The sequence below is a fragment of the Blautia faecis genome (assembly GCF_020554845.1).
Taxonomy (GTDB): domain Bacteria; phylum Bacillota; class Clostridia; order Lachnospirales; family Lachnospiraceae; genus Blautia_A; species Blautia_A faecis.
The window spans coordinates 61,520-81,192 of sequence record NZ_JAJCIA010000019.1 but is presented as its reverse complement, the minus strand read 5'-3'; the positions used below and the strand labels follow the sequence as shown (position 1 = coordinate 81,192).

The 19,673-nt window shown below is 44.4% G+C and carries 17 protein-coding genes; 1 reads left to right on the top strand and 16 read right to left on the bottom strand.

The genetic code is table 11. The features are described 5' to 3' along the window. Positions 1-107 precede the first annotated feature (107 nt). The 3 genes from spoIIID to LIZ66_RS10915 all read right to left on the bottom strand — a co-directional run bounded on the left by spoIIID (position 108) and on the right by LIZ66_RS10915 (position 1,326). Complete coding sequence (gene spoIIID / locus LIZ66_RS10925) at positions 108-389, bottom strand: sporulation transcriptional regulator SpoIIID (RefSeq protein WP_118583748.1); 282 nt, start codon at positions 387-389, stop codon at positions 108-110. Between the two features lie 252 nt (positions 390-641). After that, complete coding sequence (locus tag LIZ66_RS10920; protein ID WP_195478767.1) at positions 642-803, bottom strand: hypothetical protein; 162 nt, start codon at positions 801-803, stop codon at positions 642-644. 127 nt (positions 804-930) lie between these two features. Next, positions 931-1,326, bottom strand: coding sequence for a lanthionine synthetase LanC family protein (locus tag LIZ66_RS10915; RefSeq protein WP_227200809.1), 396 nt, complete (start codon positions 1,324-1,326; stop codon positions 931-933). Positions 1,327-1,721: 395 nt separating this feature from the next. On the opposite strand from LIZ66_RS10915, the gene LIZ66_RS10910 reads away from it, so the two are divergent. After that, positions 1,722-3,524 (top strand): alpha-amylase family glycosyl hydrolase, encoded by a 1,803-nt coding sequence (locus tag LIZ66_RS10910; protein WP_227200810.1) that lies wholly within the window; start codon positions 1,722-1,724, stop codon positions 3,522-3,524. 132 nt (positions 3,525-3,656) lie between these two features. Here LIZ66_RS10910 and LIZ66_RS10905 read toward each other — a convergent pair whose 3' ends face one another. From LIZ66_RS10905 to LIZ66_RS10845, 13 genes are all read right to left on the bottom strand, one after another. Next, positions 3,657-4,340 (bottom strand): DNA alkylation repair protein, encoded by a 684-nt coding sequence (locus LIZ66_RS10905; protein WP_195982744.1) that lies wholly within the window; start codon positions 4,338-4,340, stop codon positions 3,657-3,659. Between the two features lie 156 nt (positions 4,341-4,496). Beyond that, entirely contained in the window at positions 4,497-4,796 is a 300-nt protein-coding gene (locus LIZ66_RS10900) for a hypothetical protein (protein ID WP_173717214.1), read from the bottom strand. A gap of 150 nt (positions 4,797-4,946) precedes the next feature. Beyond that, positions 4,947-8,282: an ATP-binding protein gene (locus LIZ66_RS10895; RefSeq protein ID WP_227200811.1), complete on the bottom strand. Its 3,336-nt coding sequence runs from the start codon at positions 8,280-8,282 to the stop codon at positions 4,947-4,949. Further along, positions 8,251-8,868, bottom strand: coding sequence for a DUF4194 domain-containing protein (locus LIZ66_RS10890; RefSeq protein WP_118583732.1), 618 nt, complete (start codon positions 8,866-8,868; stop codon positions 8,251-8,253). The genes LIZ66_RS10895 and LIZ66_RS10890 overlap by 32 nt, the downstream gene beginning before the upstream one ends. Continuing rightward, a complete protein-coding gene (locus LIZ66_RS10885) occupies positions 8,828-10,246 on the bottom strand; it encodes a Wadjet anti-phage system protein JetA family protein (protein WP_227200812.1) in 1,419 nt (472 codons plus the stop codon). The genes LIZ66_RS10890 and LIZ66_RS10885 overlap by 41 nt, the downstream gene beginning before the upstream one ends. Before the next feature lie 704 nt (positions 10,247-10,950). Continuing rightward, the gene (locus tag LIZ66_RS10880) at positions 10,951-11,751 is read right to left on the bottom strand and encodes a TraX family protein (RefSeq protein ID WP_173719244.1); all 801 of its coding nucleotides are present in this window, start codon (positions 11,749-11,751) and stop codon (positions 10,951-10,953) included. Beyond that, positions 11,748-14,300: a transglutaminase family protein gene (locus LIZ66_RS10875; RefSeq protein WP_195982742.1), complete on the bottom strand. Its 2,553-nt coding sequence runs from the start codon at positions 14,298-14,300 to the stop codon at positions 11,748-11,750. Before LIZ66_RS10875 ends, LIZ66_RS10880 begins: the two co-directional genes overlap by 4 nt. 183 nt (positions 14,301-14,483) lie before the next feature. Then, positions 14,484-14,876: a DUF6483 family protein gene (locus tag LIZ66_RS10870; RefSeq protein ID WP_148461579.1), complete on the bottom strand. Its 393-nt coding sequence runs from the start codon at positions 14,874-14,876 to the stop codon at positions 14,484-14,486. Positions 14,877-15,038: 162 nt separating this feature from the next. After that, positions 15,039-15,647, bottom strand: a complete 609-nt coding sequence (locus LIZ66_RS10865) for a cytidylate kinase-like family protein (protein WP_148461578.1) — start codon at positions 15,645-15,647, stop codon at positions 15,039-15,041. Positions 15,648-15,815: 168 nt separating this feature from the next. Beyond that, positions 15,816-17,168: an ArsB/NhaD family transporter gene (locus tag LIZ66_RS10860; protein ID WP_148461577.1), complete on the bottom strand. Its 1,353-nt coding sequence runs from the start codon at positions 17,166-17,168 to the stop codon at positions 15,816-15,818. Between the two features lie 217 nt (positions 17,169-17,385). After that, positions 17,386-17,787, bottom strand: a complete 402-nt coding sequence (locus LIZ66_RS10855; protein ID WP_173717209.1) for a hypothetical protein — start codon at positions 17,785-17,787, stop codon at positions 17,386-17,388. Between the two features lie 236 nt (positions 17,788-18,023). Beyond that, positions 18,024-18,950 (bottom strand): MetQ/NlpA family ABC transporter substrate-binding protein, encoded by a 927-nt coding sequence (locus tag LIZ66_RS10850; protein WP_148461575.1) that lies wholly within the window; start codon positions 18,948-18,950, stop codon positions 18,024-18,026. A gap of 63 nt (positions 18,951-19,013) precedes the next feature. Further along, entirely contained in the window at positions 19,014-19,673 is a 660-nt protein-coding gene (locus tag LIZ66_RS10845) for a methionine ABC transporter permease (RefSeq protein WP_117849363.1), read from the bottom strand.

Here is a 19,673-nt window from a genome sequence, read left to right as displayed (position 1 = left end):
TTCTGAAAACTATTTTATTTTTCAGTATTTCAGAAGCAATTCCTTGCGACAGCTTGTTTACTATACCACTGCCGCAAGGAATCGTCAAGCACTTTTTACAAAAAAGTTTATATTTTTTTGTGCAAATTGTTTTCTAGCATATGTTGATGCAAATACTTTTCCCTGGTAGCTAAACCACCTCTGATATGTCTCTCTGATTTATTCACCTCCAACACAGCCCTGGCCTGCCTTGCAAGTGCTGGATTTAAGCTTGCAAGTCTGGTCGTCACGTCCTTATGTACTGTGGACTTTGATATCCCAAACCTTTTTGCAGTCTGCCTTACAGTTGCCCTAGTTTCGATAATATAATTTCCAATCTCTACTGCCCGCTCTTCAATATACTCTTTCAAAAAAACGCCTCCGCCGACGCTGTTTTTACAGTGTATGCAGAGGCGCTATATTTATATGTAAGAAAACGTTCCGTAATATTTTGCAGTTAAATAATTTCCATATTCTTCGTACATATTATAAAGTACATTATATTTTCTCAAAAAAATGATACTCATACAAATTAGTCAGCTTCTTTCCTGTAAGCGCTGCGTAAGCCCTCAGTAAAGAAGAGCCGCATCCTGCTGCGCCTACATAAAGTCCCGGGTAGCTTACTACTCTGGTGGGGATGGTTCTCCACCAACTGTCATACCAGGTTCGGCTGCCTCACTGGCAAAATCCAGATATTTCCGGATTCCAGTGCGACGATATACAATATCCAGAAAAACAATAAATCCGCCATCTGCAGTAATATCCTCCTGCTCGCTCCAAAACAACCCGCGTTCATCTCAAGAAGCTGCCTCCATAAGAATATCCGCTGTGCGTAACACGAAATCGCGATACTCCTGCTTTCTTGTCACATGGTAAAGATCCTCCAGGAAATAGGCTTCTCCTACCGGTCCATTATAAGATCCTGCCGCCCATCCCGGCACAGGAATGATTCCTTTCACCTCCGAATGTAAGTAGGGTATGCTGATACCATTCAGGACCAACCTGCGTAGCAATAATATGCGCAGCCGCTTCTTCTGCTTCTTTCAGCCATCTCTCATCACTAGTGGCTTCATAAAGACGGATCAGGAAAATTCCGATTCCAGCTGAACCGTCATACATACTTTTTGACGTAAACATAGGAACATCTTCACGATATCCTTCCTGTCCCTCCGGAAGCGCTTTCCAGATCCTTCCATACTCTGTCTTCACCGCCAGCGTGTCGATCCAGTTCGCTGTCTCTATCGCTGCCCGAAGATAATCTTCTGCAGTATTCTTATGAAAAATTCTTGGATCTATCCTTTTATTCATCTGATGGCCCGCCACTTCTGCACTTTAGCATGAAACTTTCAGCTCTTCACTGCCATTTTTCCGCTTTTGAAAGTGGTTTTTCCTTTCGTTAATGTTGTTGTAAAATATGCCCTTGTTTTCATAGTATATCAATAGGTTTTGTCAATATAGTTTACCATCAGGCCTCAACAAAGGCTTTCTTCTGTTCTTCCGTCATTTTATATATCGAATCACTATTTTTACCCCTTCGCCCTTAAGTAAAATTTTCAATATATTTTCCGTTTTCAAAAAATTCTTAACAGTCCTTACAGAGTATCATGAATCATCATATTTTTATATGGTATAAGCTCCTAAAATCTGCTATTATAGAAGACGTTGAATGTACAAATTTATTTTAAACGACAGAGGTGTTAGACATGAGTTGGTATAACGAGGCAGTTTTTTATCACATTTATCCACTGGGTTTGACTGGGGCGCCGAAGCAGAATGAGTATGGAGAGCCTGTGCATAGGCTGAATACACTTCTTCCGTGGATCGATCATATTAAAGAGATCGGGTGCACCGCTTTATATATTGGTCCTTTATTTGAAAGTGTGGGACATGGTTATGAGACTACTGATTACAGGAAGCTTGACTCCCGTCTGGGGGACAACAAGGATCTGAAGAATTTCGTTGCAGCCTGCCACGAAAAAGAGATCAAGGTTATCTTTGATGGCGTATTCAACCACACCGGACGTGACTTTTTCGCATTTAAAGATATTCAGGAGAAACGACAGAATTCACCTTATGTAAACTGGTACTGTAATGTGAACTTCTCTGGAAATACCGAATACAACGATGGCTTTTCCTATGAAAACTGGGGCGGATATAATCTTCTGGTAAAATTAAACCAGCGTAATCCTGATGTGCAGAACTACATCTGCGATGTGATCCGTTTCTGGGTTTCTGAATTTGATGTGGATGGTATCCGTCTTGACGCTGCGGACGTTCTGGACTTTGATTTTATGAAACAGCTGCGCCGCACCGCTGAGGAAGTGAAGCCGGATTTCTGGCTGATGGGCGAAGTCATCCACGGCGATTACAGTCGCTGGGTAAATGGCAGCACCCTTCACAGTGTTACAAATTATGCACTTCACAAGGCTCTTTACAGCGGACACAATGACCATAACTATTTTGAGATCGCGCACACTGTAAAATATCAGCAGAACATGGGCGACCTTGATCTTTATAATTTCGTGGACAACCATGATGTAGAACGAATTTACACCAAACTTTCCAATAAGGCGCATTTTGCTCCAGTTCATGTGCTTCTCTACACCCTTCCGGGAGTTCCAAGTATTTATTATGGTTCTGAATTTGGAATTGAGGGACGTAAGGAAAGAACCTCAGATGACAGCTTAAGACCAGCCTTAAATCTTGCTGATTATGCTGACGCAGTGGAGAAAAATCCTTGCACAGCTCTTATTGCTGCCCTTGGAAAAGTCCGCCAGAATACACCGGCTCTTAATTATGGAAGCTATGCAGAGCTTATGCTCACCAACCGCCAGTATGCTTTTGCCCGTGACCTGGATGGGGTGCGTGTGATCATCACTGTAAATAATGATGACAATGCCGCTTCTATGGATCTGGCTGCTGGAAATGCAGCTGAGTATGTAGGTACTCTGACCGGTGAAAAAGTTTCTGTAGAAAATGGACGCATTCATGTAACCGTTGCCGGAAACAGCGGCAATATCTGGGTTCCGGCTGGGGATATGCCAGAGTATAAGCCGGTAGAGATGAATGCAAAGACACCGGAAACTACTAATACAACAGTTAAGGCTGACAACGCAGACCAGACAAAAGAGGAAGCTGCTGCCACTGTCGCAGAGCAAAATACAACTCCGATCTCTCAGGCACTGAAAAATGCTGCGAATACGGACAGCATAAAGGAAACGGTTGCGACTACTGTAGGTAACTCTGATTGCACCACAAATGCTTCTGAAAAAGCAGCTGATGGTACAACATCTAATACTACTACCGCATCCGAACCAGCCTCCGAAAAATCTCAGATAACCGTAGACTGGTCCAAGTCCCCAGAGGACATGACCGTAAAAGAGCTTCAAGCCGGAATCCTTGCGAAAATGGCAAACAATGGTCCGGTAACCGACCAGATGAAGAAAACCGTTTATGACAATATCTGGCATGATTCCCTGGTGAACTGGCTGAAGAGCTTCCGCTGATTTGCGGCAGCCACCAGGATCTTATGCCTGCATAAATACAAAACGCCAGAATGAAATTCGCTTTACCGCATGATAAAGCTTTTCATTCTGGCGTTTTTCATTTCTTAGTCTCTAAACCATAAAATCCTATTTTTAACGGTAGCCTTTCAAATATTCCTTCTGTTCAGACGTAAGCCGGTAGCTTTCCACTGCCTTCTGGATAGTCTTTTTATGTACCCAGTCCGACAGTCTGTGCTGCTCAATATAAGGGACTGCAGCATCCCATTGCTTGGCCAGCGCGGTGGCAAAATACCAGGCAATCATCATGTTTACATAATATTCCTGTGATTGTACGCCAGCTGCCATTTCAAGATACTCTGGGGAAAAATCCTCATCCAGAAAAAGGCGCATAAGCATGCCAATTCCGTAGCGAATAGTGTAGGTTTCAGTGGAGGCGATCCACTTCCGGACCTCTTCTAATACTGCTTTTTTGTTCTTACGAAAACACTTTGGCTCTGGGAAATCACAGGTGGCCCAGTTGTCGATATATGGCAGAAATCGCAGTACTTCTTCCATACATTTCGGATAGTCCTTTATTCCAGTGATCAGCATCATATGAAGGTTATTTTCCTCATAAAACTGGTGAGGAAGCTGCTGCAAAAAGTCCTCTGATTCCGGAGTACCGGCGAATACTTTTGCAAACTTCCGAAGCACAGGAGTACGGATTCCAATAATCTTTTCCTTGGCTGTTTCGGGCATTAATTTGCTGTGGAAATCCCGATATTTTATATCCTGTAATTCGAATAACTGCTTCTGCAATTCTGTTAATTCTGCCATACATACTCCCTGTTTTTCAATCTATAACAGACATTTCCCTCTAATTTTCAACGAAATTTAGGTTTTCAACTGTCGTCCTTTTAGTTTACATAATGTTTTGTGTAATACTTTTGGCTTACCTAAAACACTCATAGTTGATGTCAATTTGAGCCAATTCTATTCTGCTTTCTCCGCTGCCTCCAGGCTTGCCATCAAAAGCTCATAGAAGTCATCTTCCCCCTCCAGCTTCGGGGAGTTTTCTCCGCCACCATTGGTACTGCGGCGCATGGTGGCATAGAAGTCTTCTCCGGCAGATACCAGGTCCATTTCATACAATTCATAGCCAAGTTCCCTGCATAATCTGCAAAAAACAGTGAGAGGATCCTTTTCCAAACGGGTTGCCAAAAGCTTTTTTCGAAGTTCACCATCTTTCAGTGCATCCCCTTGCAGACGGTCCAGAATTTCCAATGTTGTCATATGCGATACCTCCTCTGCGTTATTTTCGTTTATTTTACCGCTTAATCTGCCACTGTGCAACTGTGAATTGTGGAATCATCTCAAAAAAACACAACAACTGTCAACCATACTGGTGCGTGCAGATTATGGGAATAATTTTTCAAACAGGGCCTACACCGCGTTATGATATTCCTCCACATAACTCTGCTTCTGATCTGTCATTACCAGCATCACTTCATCCATAGCCGGGCCGATATACTGGATCTTATCTGGAGGAGCGGCGATAATAAGCTGTAATGGAAGGCGTCTCAGGAATTCCAAAACGCCGCCGATTCTTTCATCATCCATGTTATTAAAGGCCTCATCAAAAAGTACCAGCCCAGCTGCCTCGCCACCAATATTATTGCTGTAAAGCTGCACAAAAGAAGCCGCAACTGTCACGTAGAATGGGGTCTGTGTCTCACCGCCGCTCTTCTCTTCACATACCTTGGAATAGTAAGAATAGGTGCCGTCATTATGAATGATCTTAATGTCATAATCCATGTAAGTACGGTAATCCGTAAACTCGTCAAGAGCCTGTGCACTGTTATCTCCACTTACCGAAAGCTGTTCAAACAGCTCCTCGATTACATCCTTATGAGCCTCATGGAAAATTCCCGAAAACAGGGATTCGCCTTGTGTCACATTGAAATCATCCATGATCATTTCATAATAATTGCGGTATTTCTTACTTGGCATAAACTGGAATTCATAGCGTTCACTGCTAAAATCAATGCCCTTTAACGCCTTGTTCAGTTCCTTAAATTCCCCCTGGGCAAGCTTCATATTCTCCTGTAATTTCGCCAGGAACTGCTCATGAAATTCTGTTTCTGCCGCTTTATGGGCAGACTGTACTTTCTCCTCATAATCAAGAAGTTCAGAGTTTTTCAAACGTTCATACACCGCCTCAAATTCAGGAAAACCTTCCAGACTGGCAGCTGCACCAAAATCATGCTCGGTCTTATATTCCACCATGGCATTTATCATATTGTCTTTGGCAATCTGACATCTCTCGCTGTTATATTTTCTCTTATTAGAAGGCAGTTTATAAAAATATTCACTTTGAAACTGCTCAATTGATCTTACTCCCAGAGCCTCCTTATATTCCCGATTCCAGCTATTTAAACGTTCTCCCGCATCTGCTGCAAGAGCGGTTACCTCACTCTTTCCGGTAATCTGTTTTTCCAGAAGTGTCTGTTTTCTGGCAACCAAATCCTGGATCCGGGCACGCATTCCACCGATTTTTTCCGTGTCGGAGCTGATGGTGTAATCCAATCCCCTAAGCACTTTTTCCAGCTCATCCAGCTGCAGCTGCTTCTGGATCAGGGTGGAATTTTCTTTCAGTTTTCGTATATTTTCCTCACATTTATCAATGGATTTATTTAACATACGAAGGGTAGCGATCACATCCAGACGGTACTTAATATCCACGTCACTTTCTGTAGAAAGAAGTCCCAGAATCTCTTTTGTGTCAGACAGCTTTTTCTCCTGATTTTCCATTGTTTCACTAAGCTTCTGAAATTCTTCTTCAGCCTGTGCCAGCTGTACAGTAAAAGCATTTTTGCCGATAAACGGCACACGAAATACCTCTGGTTTGATGGCACTTGCCACACAGTTCTGATATCTCATACAGCCCTTTGTGATAGAAACAGAATACTTTTTCAGGTCTTCGTAACGCTCGCACATCTGTACTTTTCCAAGGAGCATGTTGCTGTACTGACGGGCATATTTGTTCTGGGATGTGACTACTTCTGCCAGAGTTCCAGCAGGAGCAGTGTCGTATTTTTCCAGATCTTTCGTGTTGATCAGACCTACTCCGTAAACCTTTTTCTCTCTTCGAAGACGGTCATAAATACCAAGTGCAATATCGAAGTTCTCCGGTTCTACAAGCACGTAAAAACGCTGCGTATTCAGATACCCCTCTACTGCGTTTCGCCATTCCTCATCCTTAATTTCCAGCATTTCGCAGAACACTCCAGGCTGGATTTCTCTTCCAATACCCGCAAATTCTTCCTGTACAGACTCCACAAGAAGCTCTACCCCAGATGGATAAGTCAGCTTTTTGCGTTTCAGTTTATTGATCTTTTTGCTTAATTTCTCCCATTCTGTCTGGTTCTGGTTAAGCCGGATCTTCAGCTGCGCCTGCTCTTCCTGCAGTTCTCCATAGCGCATCTGTTTGAAATGGATCACATCATCTGTAAGGCTCTTTATTTCTGTTACATTGATATCACCATCCAGAGTTTGAAGTTTTTTCCGGTATTCACGGATACAGGAAGCGAAATCTACGCCAGTTTCATTTTCTGCATTTGCAGACTGACTCATTTCGGTAGAAATTGCTGCAGAATATCTGGAAGTGTTCCCGGCCCCCATAGTCCGCAATAAACTCTCGCAGTCCCTGGCCGCCTGAGCCACGCTCTTCTTCAATTCCGTCTCCTCATTCATAGCTTCCTGTCTCTTATCCCGAAGCCTTTTCAGCTCTTTTTTCTCCTCTTCCAAAGCTACAAATTCCTGGTTATGGCGCAGTTCTACACGGATATTTGTGGCAATTTCCTGCTTTTCAGAGCGCTCTTTCTGAAGCATTTCCAGCTGGGCTTTCGCCTGGGAAAGACGGATTTCTTCGTTTTTTCTGGCAGTTTCCAGACTGGAAAGCTGTCCTTCCACAAGCTCCAGATCACTACGTTTCAGGAAATACTCGTACATCCTGTCCTTTTCAATACGCTCCTGTACACGCTGGTACAATTCCTGTATTTTTTTCAGTTTTTTCATGCGTTCTTTCACGTTATCAAGGGTACGTTCCATATCCTGATAAGTACGCACATTCTCCCGAAGTACATCAATATTGACTTCTTTTTCGTCCAGCACGTAAGAGTAAACAAAGTCCTTAATATCGTCGATTGGCTTAAATGCAAGCGCTTTTGGAATCAGACGGAAGAACTTATCTTCAATCCTTCCAAGTCTTGCTGTGACCATTCTACGGGCTTCTACATTGGTCTTGCACCACTGGCGGATATCAATATTGGAACCACGGAATTCTGCAATAGATTTCACCTGGTTTCCGTACAGGAAAAGATCATCTGAGATCCTTGTATTCTCCATCAGATATCGCACTGTGGTCTCCTGGCCCTCAGAAGCAGAGTCCACAACAGCACCGATAATGAAATATTTATCCTTGCTTTCCTCATAAAATTCCAAGGCAACATGAGCGCTGATCTCACCGGTACGCTCATAAGGCTGGTTTTCTTTTCCTGTTTTACAGCGGATATATCCGGTAAGCCTTCGCTTGCCATTCTCGTGGGCCGCCTTGTTAAAATAACCGGTGGAACAGATGATCACAAACTGGATTGCGTCCAGAAGAGTGGATTTTCCAGCGCCGTTTTCACCAGATAAAAGAGTGGAATCTCCAAACTCTATGGTACAGTTATTAAACCTATGCCAATTAATCAGCTTCATCCTCGTCAGTTTCTTCATCGCTTTCGTTTCTTCCCTTTCTGTATGTCTCCAGTTTCTCATATGCTGCCTTAATGTCTTCTGCACGTACCACCATCAGAATGGAGTCGTAAATCAGAACACGAGATTCTTCATCTCCCATATCCTTATCCAGAAGCTCCACGATCTGATATCTTCGGAACAGGCTCAGGGCATTTCGCATGGTGGTTTTGTCGATTAATCTGTCACGGATATTAAGACTCACAAACTTATCCTGAATGTCTCCAAGGTTCACGATTACTTCCTCTATTGCGGAAAGCTCACGCTTCTTTTCATCGTAAAGGATTCGCAGGATCAGAAGTACAATGGAATCATAAAGCTTCAGATTCATCCGGTTATACCCTCTCGGACTGGTCAGCTGAATCACTCCATATTCCTCGTTTATCTCAAGGCGATAGCCAAGAACGCCCAGATATTCTTTAAATTCTTTCCTGTATTTCAGCACAAAATAATAATCTGCTTTGGTATTCTGGTTTCCTTTGCACAAAAAGCAGGTTCCCAGAAGACGGTTACAAACCCTGCTGAAATTATCCTTTTCTTTTTGCAGCATTCCTTCCAGATATTCCATTTTCTCTCCTCCGTATCCGAAAATCTTTGAAACGGTAGCCGTTTACTTCCCGTTCTTCCAGAGTTTCTATTACATATCCCATATTTTTGCGCTGACCGTAAAGGCGCACATAGATCAGTTTGATAAAATCCTCTTCATTATTGAGAGGAAGCTGGCTTGCTTCCAGCTCATCTTTTTCCGCCAGATAACGGTTTACGTAGTTCTGAATTTTCTCTACACTGATCACTTTCCGGATCTTTTCTGCCATCTTTCTCATTTTCTCACGGCGAAGCTCTTCGTCTGGTTCCTCATTCTCCAGACTGGAGGGGATGAATTCCTTTTTCCCTTCTACTGCCAGATACAGAGAACTTTGTTCCAGAATAGAACACTGGCAAATACGCACCAGATCATCCAGAAAATCAATGCGGTAGATTCCCCCAAGATCCATATTTTCCCGGTTGATTTCTTCATTAATTCCCATGAGTATTTCTTTCAACTGCCCCCGCACATCTTCATTTCCTGCCAGGAGAAATTTAGCACGGTTGATGGCAGCTCGCTGGTACTGGGTATTTTTCTGGTTGATTTCCTGAAGAATCTCGTCCATATTGCGGAAAGCCTCAATAATTTCGTGAAGATAACGGTAGGTCAGTTCCCGCCCCTCTTCCTCGGAAACCTCCCGGATAGCTGCAATCTCTGCAGATGCCTTTTCCAGAAATTCCTCATTGTGGCTTTTTTTCTCCAGGCACTGCATAATTTCCGGACGAAACTTGGAAACATTGTCAGAAGTCAACAGGCGGTGGTAGGCTTTGTCTACAATATTGGTAATGTAGTCGTTAAACAGTGCATCCATAATCTGGGCAACCGTGCTGTGTCTGGTAAGGTCATCAATGTAGTGTTTGATGTTGGAATTGAGGTTTTTCAGACCAGTGATCAGGTAGTCAGTGTTTTCCCAGATCTGCATGAGCACGATACCCGGCTTATCCATGGTGCCTTTTACCAGACTGTAGATGGTATAAATGTACCCCTGGTATTCAATTTGTTTCCCATCTGCGATATCCAGGAGTGTTTTGATTATTTTCACAGCGTATTCCTTGAAGTTTACACGCTGTACGTAGCTTTTGTCTGTTTCCACTTCGATCCAGCCGTAGTATTCCAGGCGGCGCAAAATGCCGTTAGCCCGGCTTCGGCTGTCATCAGCCTGAAATTCTTCTTCCACCAGCTGGGCCGCATTTTCCTGCCCAAAATAAAATTCCAGCTCGTCTACCAGCACTTCTCTTTCCACGCCAAAGGAGAGCTGGTGTTCCATAATGGCAAAAAGGCGGCTGATACATTCCCAGTACACAATTCGGTTTGGCGAGGATAGCGGAACAAAAAAATTGTTGGGGATTATGTGAAACATAGGGTATCCTTTCTTCAAACGTAAAACAAGGGACAAACTGCTTTGTCCCTGAAATCTTTCTTTATTTTAGCATAGCCGGTTTTATTGTACAAGGTTTTCTCAGTTGCTATTTAGTGTGTTAAAAGTTCTTCAGGAGGGACGCATTTGGACAATGTGTATTACTCTCTCGCCGGCGCAACGCTCCAGCAAACTAATCGCTAACTGCGACTAATGCGTTCGGGAGAGCCCTCACGCATAAGTCTCCGTAAGCGCTGGATTTCGCTTGCGCTAAGGGCGCGCCTGAAATGGCTCGCTGGAGTAATACACATTGCCCAAATGCTGTGTGTCGGCTGGAACTTGCTGGTTGGCAAGAACTTTTAACGAAGGGGAGGGGGAGTGATTGGTTTCCCGATACTTTCTTGACAACGATAGATTAGAAAAACCAATAAAGTTGCGGGATACCAACTACTTCACCCCACCCCCGTTGTTGTCGTTACTGTTTCTTTCTTCCCTTTCCAGTAACCAGCGATTTTGCAATGTATATTCGCAAGCCGCGCATTTCAGGAGCGGTTTTAGTGGAGGCGAGATCCATGACTTACGGAGACTTAGGCGCGAAGGCTCTCCTGAGCGTCTTAGTCGTAGTTAGTCATTAGCTTGCCGGAACGTTGCGACGCGCGGCGGTGAATATACATTGTGAAATCGCGTCCGGGATAACGACCAACCAATTAAATAGCAATTCTCAATATACCTAATATTAGCAAATGTGCCGGATAAAAAATGTAGAAGAACCACTTAGAAAAGGTTCGATGTTTTTCGGAGCGCTTTCCGTTGTAGAGATAGATGATGCAAAGTGCTGAGAGCAGAATTCCGGCGGTGGCGCCGAGGGACTGGATAACAGCCCTGGCAGGAGTGGTCTGCTCCATGTTTTCTACAAGGTTTAACAGACCAAAGAACAGCATTGCCTTTCTGAAAACCTTCCATAAAAGTTTTTTTCGTTCAGGATTCTGGCCGCCAGCCAGATGGCTTTTCTGATCAGCATTCCGGCCGCCGGCTGGCAGCATTTTCCCCTGTGCATCCCGGAGGCCACCGCTTGCGAACCAGTAGGTGAAGATGGGGGCAAGAAGGGCCCAGTCACTGTAGGCGGAGGCAAATACCAGGCCCAAGATGCAGAGTATCCGCCGGGTTCCTGAAGGGATCTTTTCCATTGCATAAAGAATCAAAAAGCATAGAAAAAGGGTGAATAGCATGTTCATGTTTACGAAACTGATGGTTCCTTCTTCTGTAAATGCAAGACAGAAGGGAATTTCGGAGATCAGGGCAAACAGCAGAAGCCGTTTGCCGTATTTCTCTTTGGAGCGGGTGTAGCCGTAGCCTTCTACCAGAAAGTAGCACATGGTGATAGCGGTAAAATAACCCACGTCCACCATCACCTCAAAAAGGAAGGTACCTGGTTCCAGGAAAATGTTTGCAATATGGTTTAATAGCATGGTAAACATGGCTGCATATTTAATCTGGTCCCGGTTCATGCCTCAAAAATCCTCATCAGCATATCCGCCATACCCACAGAGTATCCAGCTGCTGCAAAAATGCCCTGGCAAGGGCCTTCGGTAATGACCATAAGCGGCAGCTTCTCGGAATCTACGTACATGCGGCGGGCGGTCATTTCCTTGTCCTTGCCGAAATCGTGGAAGTACACCTGAATTTCAGGGAACAGTTCCAGACATTTCACCATAGTAGCATTCTTTAAAGAATCTTTACTGCGAAGGATAAATATAACCTGCTTTTGGATTTTTTCATATTTTTCTTTCAAATCCATCATTTCATTGAGGATGTGCTCGGTAGGCTCGCGGCCCTCTTCTAACCAGAAGAGAATATTGCGCGCAACCAGACTATTCTCCCGTTTGGCAGCGTCTCCAAAGGCTACAGCCGCATCCAGCCCTTCGTCTGCCTTGCAAGGAACATCTATGTGCTCTGCATCAGACAGTTCGCAGCGCCTTCTTCCCGTCAATTCAGACACCAGCACCTGATTTCCAGCCCGATCGGTCAGCTTGGAATCCGGAATGGAATGACGGTTGAACATTTCCTTCAGACTATACTCTCGAAGCTCCAGTTCTACCCGCTTCGTCTCATCTTTTTCAATATGAAAATCGTATCTTTTTCCCAGAATGTTTCCGTTTGGCAGACGGTTTCCAGTCAGAATCCGGTAATCTCCCGGCATGATATCCAATTCCAGTTTTCCAGCTTCCCACTTGCGGTCGCTGAAATCCAGGGTAAGGTATCCTCTTCCGTCTGTCACCGCAATGGTCCAGTTCTGGAAATAATTCCAGTCCCCTTTTTCCCCGGCGAAGACTGTAAGATGGGATTCCTTCCGGCTCTCTTCCAATACTGCTACAAACCTCATTCCATCCCAATATTCAATAGCTCCATCAGCAGGATTCAGACGTGCCGGGATTCCCAGGGTTCTGGCGATTGCCACGAAAAGCACCTTGTGGGATTTCTCTCCGGCAATTCCAAGCTCCAGTGCTGCACCAGGAGTGGTGTATGCAGTCAGGCGCTCTTTGTCATTGCGGACTGAAATGTTCTCTTCGATCCAGGTCCAGATGCTCTTGGGATCCGCTTCAAAAGCATCCCTCTGCCCCTTGTCAAAATAGCCCAGGATCTTCTTCCTCCACCTGGTAAGGACCTCATTTTCCACGCGGGGATTCCATACATATGGAATGTAAATCTCATCTGGATTAAATTCGCGATAAACCGAGGCCTCCTGATAATGGCCCTCCAGCACTTCTGGAAAAGCATCCCTTCTGTCTTTCTCAGACAAAACAGCCATCATAGGCTCCACTTCCTTCATGGTATGTCCAAAAAGGCAGCGCTTCCACAGCGGCTGGAATTTCTCAATCTTACGGCGGCAGTGTTCTGCCTCAGCGGCAATCCGGTGATTATTCTCTTCTTCCTGTTCTTGGGTAATATTCCATCTTATTCTGCCGGTATCCTCCGGTGCATTCATGTCAAAATCCACCCAAAGCTCATCCTCATATTCCTCACCAAGAGTACAGGTAAAATGGTCGTCCTCTCTTGTGTCGATTACCTTTTCCCCGTAAGCACCATCATAAACAGCACAGATCAGCAGGCTTCCAAAACCGGTTTCAAAGGAAATACAGCCATTTTTGTCTGCTTCCATTATTGCAATCGGGGAAAATTCCCCATAGTTCATTACCTCAGCCCGTACTTTTGCCCCAGCAGCCGGAGTTCCATCCAGATCTTCCACTGTAATAGTGATCCACCTGGTTTTGGCATATTTACCAAGAAGATTGATGATCCGGTTCATTCCGTCTTTTCCGATCACTTTTTCGTCTGGCATAGCGCGGTCATACCATCTGGAGCCGATCATCATGGCCCTGGATGCTGCATTGGTAAACCAGCCCTTGTCCAGAACAGCTTCTGGCTCGCAAGCTCCCAGATAATGCCAGTCGCCATCGCACCAGACCTCTACCCAGGCGTGGTTGTCATCACAGTGGGACCATCTCGGCACATACACTGGTCTTGCAGGGATTCCGGCACTTCGCATTACATTTACCACAAAGACGGCTTCCTCACCACAGCGGCCTACACCGCTTCTGTAAATTTCCAGTGCGGAGCCGGTACGCATGTCCGTTCCCTGGTACATCACTTCTCCCGCACACCAGTGATTGATTTCCAGTGCAGCTTCCACCATGGCCTTCCCCTGGACCTTATCCTTTATTTTTTTCCAGAAATAGGTACGGCATGGTTTGATTTCTTCATCATTTGTCCGATGAAAAAGCACGTAATTCAGGAAATAAAGCTCTGGATAATTCTTTACATAAGGGGAATTTTCCCAGAGATAGATTCCCTGCTGCACATAATCCAGATAAGTGTCAAAGGTATAGTTTCCCACATCGCTGTAGGGCATATTGCTGTACAGATATTTCATTCCGATCACAATATCAGGACTTAGTGCTTCCATTCTCTTCTTTATCTCTTCCGCTTTTCCTGGCAGTTCCCTGGAAAAATCTTCAAAGTCTTTTTCTATCCGGTCTCTGTTTTTTTCAAGAAACATCTTATAATCTCCTCATCATTTTAAGCGTGATCACAATTTCACTCTAAACGGACATGCCGCCTGTCGGCGACATCTCCATATAGGAAAGTCAGCTGTTCCACGCCTATGGCGCTCCCACTTGGCAAAAATACTTTTGGGCGCAGACTTAATAAAATCGCAGTATTTCATATATCACAAGAGATTCTATTTTATATCAAGCATATTTATAATATTTCCATATCCAGCATCTTCTGCCAGCTGCTGGATCCCATCCCTTATTTCCTCCAGGGAATAGTTGTGCGCTTCCAGAAATTCATCCCCTTTGGATGCAGCATATTCGTAGAAAAACATAGCTTCTGCCAGAGCTTCTTTGTCAGCGTAATCGATCCGGTCAAGAAGTTCGTTCTCTGCCTCGTTGATCTCGCCTCTGTCCACCATGGTTTTCATATGGTGAAGCTTGTCTCCGGAAATCTGATATTTGGATTCTACCGGCAATTCCACCTGAACATATTTTTTCCCAAGCATGACGCTGGCAAGGACACGGGCAATCTCTTTGATCATACGCATAATGTAGTCTTTTTCGTCATCAGTGAACATAAATTTTCCTCCTGGATAAATGAGAGTTCGTGGCTTTAGGGTAGCACCTTCCCAACATCAGAACTATTTCTGACTACTCTTACTGACTGCGGCCACAAAAACCACAAAGGTTCCGCCCTGACACTTGTATGCGTCCTGGCAGAACCTTTGTCATTAAGCTTATTATTTCATTTTTGATATCCTTTTGTCAATATAAGATGAAAGAAATTCAACGCTTCCCTCCACGCCAAGAGTGCTGCTGTTCAGACTCAGATCATAGGTATGGGAATCTGACCATTTGGAATTGCAATGACTGTCGTGGTATTTCTTTCTCTTTCTGTCTTTCTCTTTGATAAAGCGCTCAGCTTCTTTATCGGTTTTTCCATAAAGACGGGCTACACGGGCAATTTTCTGATCCATGTCTCCAATAATGAAGATGGAAATCAGGCCCTCATAATCCTTCAGGATTGTCTCAGAGCAACGTCCTACAACTACAAAGGATTCTCCTTTTTCAGCCTTTTCCCGAAGAAAATTGAACTGCATCATAGCAACGTTGTCTGCCGGAGAACTGCTCATTCCTTTCACTGTGCGGTAAAGAAATTTGTTGTGCTTCATCTCGTCAAAGATTTCCAGCTCTTCTGGATTTACGTTATGGCTGTCTGCCACCTCGCGTAAAAGATTGTGATCGTATAACGAAAGTCCATAGCGCTTGGCGATTCGCTCTGCAATTTCATGGCCTGCGCTTCCGAACTCTCGTCCGATGGAAATGATCACCTGTTTTTGTGTTTTCATGGTATCCTCCCTTCTAACCAGAGAAATCCGCTCTTGTTTCACGGATTTTTCCGGATAAAATGCCGTTAAAAGCGGGCAAGACCAACTGTCAGTTATTCATGGCATGCCAGATCTTTGGCACTGCTTTTTCTCTGATAATTGACAGTTCTACACTTCCCCCTTATGGCATTATAAATATCTAGCATAAATCATCAGCATGGAAACGAGGACAACCAGGATCGTGGCAGGTGCCATTGCCTTGCAGTATTTTCCCCATTTGATCATGTGACCGCTCTTGGCTGCTGTTGCGATACCGACTACGTTTGCAGAAGCTCCGATCGGGGTTGCACTTCCGCCGATGTCAGTACCCATTGCAAGAGCCCATGCCAGAATGGAAATATCAACTCCCTGTGCGGCTGCCAGACTGTCAATAACCGGGATCATGGTAGCTGCAAACGGAATGTTATCAATAAATGCACTTGCGATAGCAGATACCCAGATAATGATGGCGATCATTACCATCAGGTTTCCGCCGCTGACTTTTCCAATAAATCCAGCCAGGATCGTAAGGATACCGGTCTGCTCCAGACCGCCAACAACTACGAAAAGTCCTACGAAGAACAGCAGTGTCTTGTAATCAACCTTTTTCAGAAGGTCCAAAGCATCTTTTCCGGAAGTGATCAGTGTCACTGCTGCGATAAATACACCGATACAGGATACGGTAAGCCCTGTCTGGGAATGTGTTACCAGAAGGACAACAGCGCAGAGGAAGATCACACAGCTGATGGTGAAACCCTTCTTGCTTACAATCGCTTCTTCCGGATCCGGTAACGTAGACGGATCAATTTTTCCCGCATTTTCGGTAAGCTCTTTGCGGAAAATAAAGTAAAAATAGATTACAACCAGCACCAGTGCGATCACCGCGATAAGACCTGTGTTTGTCACGAAATCTGCAAAGGAAAATCCAAGTGATGTTCCAATGATAATGTTCGGCGGATCTCCGCACATGGTAGCGGATCCACCAAGGTTGGCGCAGAAGATCTCTGCAAGGATCATTGGTACCGGATTAAATTTCAGCAGCTGTGACAGTTCTACGGTAACCGCTGCAAGGAACAGGATTACGGTGATACTATCGATAAACATAGCAAGTACAAAGGACAGGAGCATAAATGTGATAAAGATCGGGATAATCTGGTATTTAACCAGTTTCGCGATCTTCATGCATAACCAGCGGAAAAATCCGGAGTTTGCCATGCCTTCTACCATGATCATCATACCAGCGATGAACACGATAGTTTCCCAGTTGATTCCAGCAGAAGCTTCGCTTGCTTCACCTGCTGTGTGCCAGAATCCCGGTGAAAAAATACTATGTATGTTCAGTGTTTCAATAATTGCTGAGGGGCTGTGCATACAGATTCCAAATACAAGAATCAATGTAAGGAGCGCACATCCCAGCGTAACAATATGTCTTTCCCATACTTCTGTGATGATCAGAATGAACATCGCCAGGAAAATTACTACTGCAAAAATCTGTGCTATCATTTCTTTCCTCCATGACTGTCAAACCATGCCATCCAGATGCCGACAGCAATGGCTGCAACAATCATTACTCCTATAAAAATATTAAGTAACATATAGTGTCATACCTCCAATCATATACGTTTGTTTACATGGAAAATAATTGCTCTCCACTGCAATGCTTTACTCATAATGAAAACACTTGCAGCAATCAGCAATATTAAACAATGGTATATGATCTTCAGTGTTTCTGTCCATCCTGATGATGGATGTAACAGATAATAAACCGTCTGCCGTCAGCATCATTTCTGGTCAGCAGACGTTTCTTTGCTTTATAAAATACGGTATTCGCCAGCAGAACTGCCAACATGATGAGCACCACAATTTCCACGCCTGACCTGTGGCGAAGGCGCTGGTCCGCCTCCAGCCTTACAGACACCTGCCGAAGTCCTGTCAGTTCTTCTGCACTTGTCCGGGTGCTTCTGGAAAGCTCTGGTGAAATCAAAGAAGCTGAGGCCGGTTTCAGATCGTAAACATGCATAATGCTCTTCGCTTCCATGCCTGCAAAAAGCACACACAAAACCGCAACTGCCACACTGAAAAACAGGCAGACAAGCCGGTTCGCACATTCGTTTTTTTTCACTTGGCCTCACCTCGATACCTACAAAAATTCGTTTTTATAATAGCAGATTTTATAAGGTTTTTCAACTGTTTTTGCAGAGGGCTGAAGGTCACCCTATTCCATAATTATGTACTGTTCCATATATTGGACACTGCTTTTTTTACAGGCAAAAATCGGACTGAAATGTATCTTTTCCAATGCATTTCAATCCGATTTATAATCACTCTCTTAATAAAACCCTGTTTAATTTTTACAGATTATTCAGCGTCTGTCTCCTCGGCTGTCTCGTCTGCTGTGTCAGCTTCTGCAGCTGCAGTCTCGTCAGCGTCATCTGCTGCTTCAGCATCTCCTGTCTCAGCGTCATCGCTGTCCTCGAACGGGATAACTGCTCCGTCATATTTCTCGTTGATAAAATCTTTGATCTCGTCAGATTTTAATACGTCTACAAGAGCTTTGATCTTGTCGCTGTTCTCATTTCCTTCTTTTACTGCGATTACGTTTACATATGTTTTTGCAGCTTCGGAATCAGAGGTCTCATATGCAAGTGCATCTTTGGATACAGAGTAACCAGCCTGAAGTGCATAGTTTCCGTTAAGGACAATGTAAGAAGTCTCTTCTGCAACACGCGCTACCTGCTCAGCTGCAAGCTCAACAATTTCTACGTTGTATGGGTTCTCCTCAATATCGTTTACAGTTGCCTCAAGACCTGCACCGTCTTTCAGTTTGATAATTCCGTTGTCCTGGAGAAGAAGAAGTGCTCTTGCCTCGTTTGTGGTATCGTTCGGTACTGCGATTGTGTCGCCATCTGCGATATCGTCAAGGCTGGATTTTGTTCCAGGATAAATTCCAAATGGCTCGTAGTGGATTCCGCCTGCATTTACAAGGTGGGTTCCTTTTTCCTCGTTGAAGCTGTTCAGATATGGAATGTGCTGGAAGTAGTTTGCATCGAAATCGCCGCTCTCTACAACTTCGTTTGGCTGTACATAATCATCAAATACCGTTACCTCAAGGTCGTATCCCTCTTCCTCAAGGATCGGTTTTGCTGCTTCAAGGATCTCGGAATGTGGTGTCTCGGATGCTGCTACTGTGATGGTTTTGTCATCATCTGCTGCGAAAACAACGGATGTTCCAACGGTTCCAAGTACTAATGCTCCTGTGAGTGCTGCTGCGATTAATTTTTTCATAATAAAGTTCCTCCTCTTTTTTTAAAAATATATTTAGTTTCTACATTACAATCATTTTTTGACTTATTTTCTTTTATCCAGCTTGTTGGCTATGAACATACCAATTGTCTGGAAAATCTGTACCAGTACTACCAGAAGGATAACTGTCACCAGCATGATGTCCGTCTGCCAGCGATTGTATCCGTAACGGACTGCAATGTCTCCAAGTCCGCCTCCTCCTACGGTTCCTGCCATTGCGGAGTAACCAAGGATAGTTCCTGTTACAATGGTAGCTCCTGAGATCAGGGATGTTCTTGCTTCTACCAGCATTACCCTAAATACGATCTGAAGGTTGCTTGCTCCCATGGATCTTGCAGCCTCGATAACTCCCGGGTCTACCTCATTTAAGGAAGACTCTACCATTCGTCCGATAAAAGGGATTGCCGCAATGGTAAGGGGTACGATAGTGGCTGTGGTTCCATAGCTTTTTCCTACCAGAAATCTGGTGAATGGAATGAGCAGGATCAACAGGATCAGGAATGGGATGCTTCGGAAAATATTTGCGATCACATCCAGGATCTTATATAGTACTGCGTTTGGCCGCAGACCCTCTTTGTCGGATACTTTCAGCAGGATTCCAAGGGGCATTCCAAATACATATCCGAAGAAGGTGGAAAACAGGGTCATATATAATGTTTCCCCTACACCTGCGATTATCATATCGGTTACTTGTTTCGTCCACAT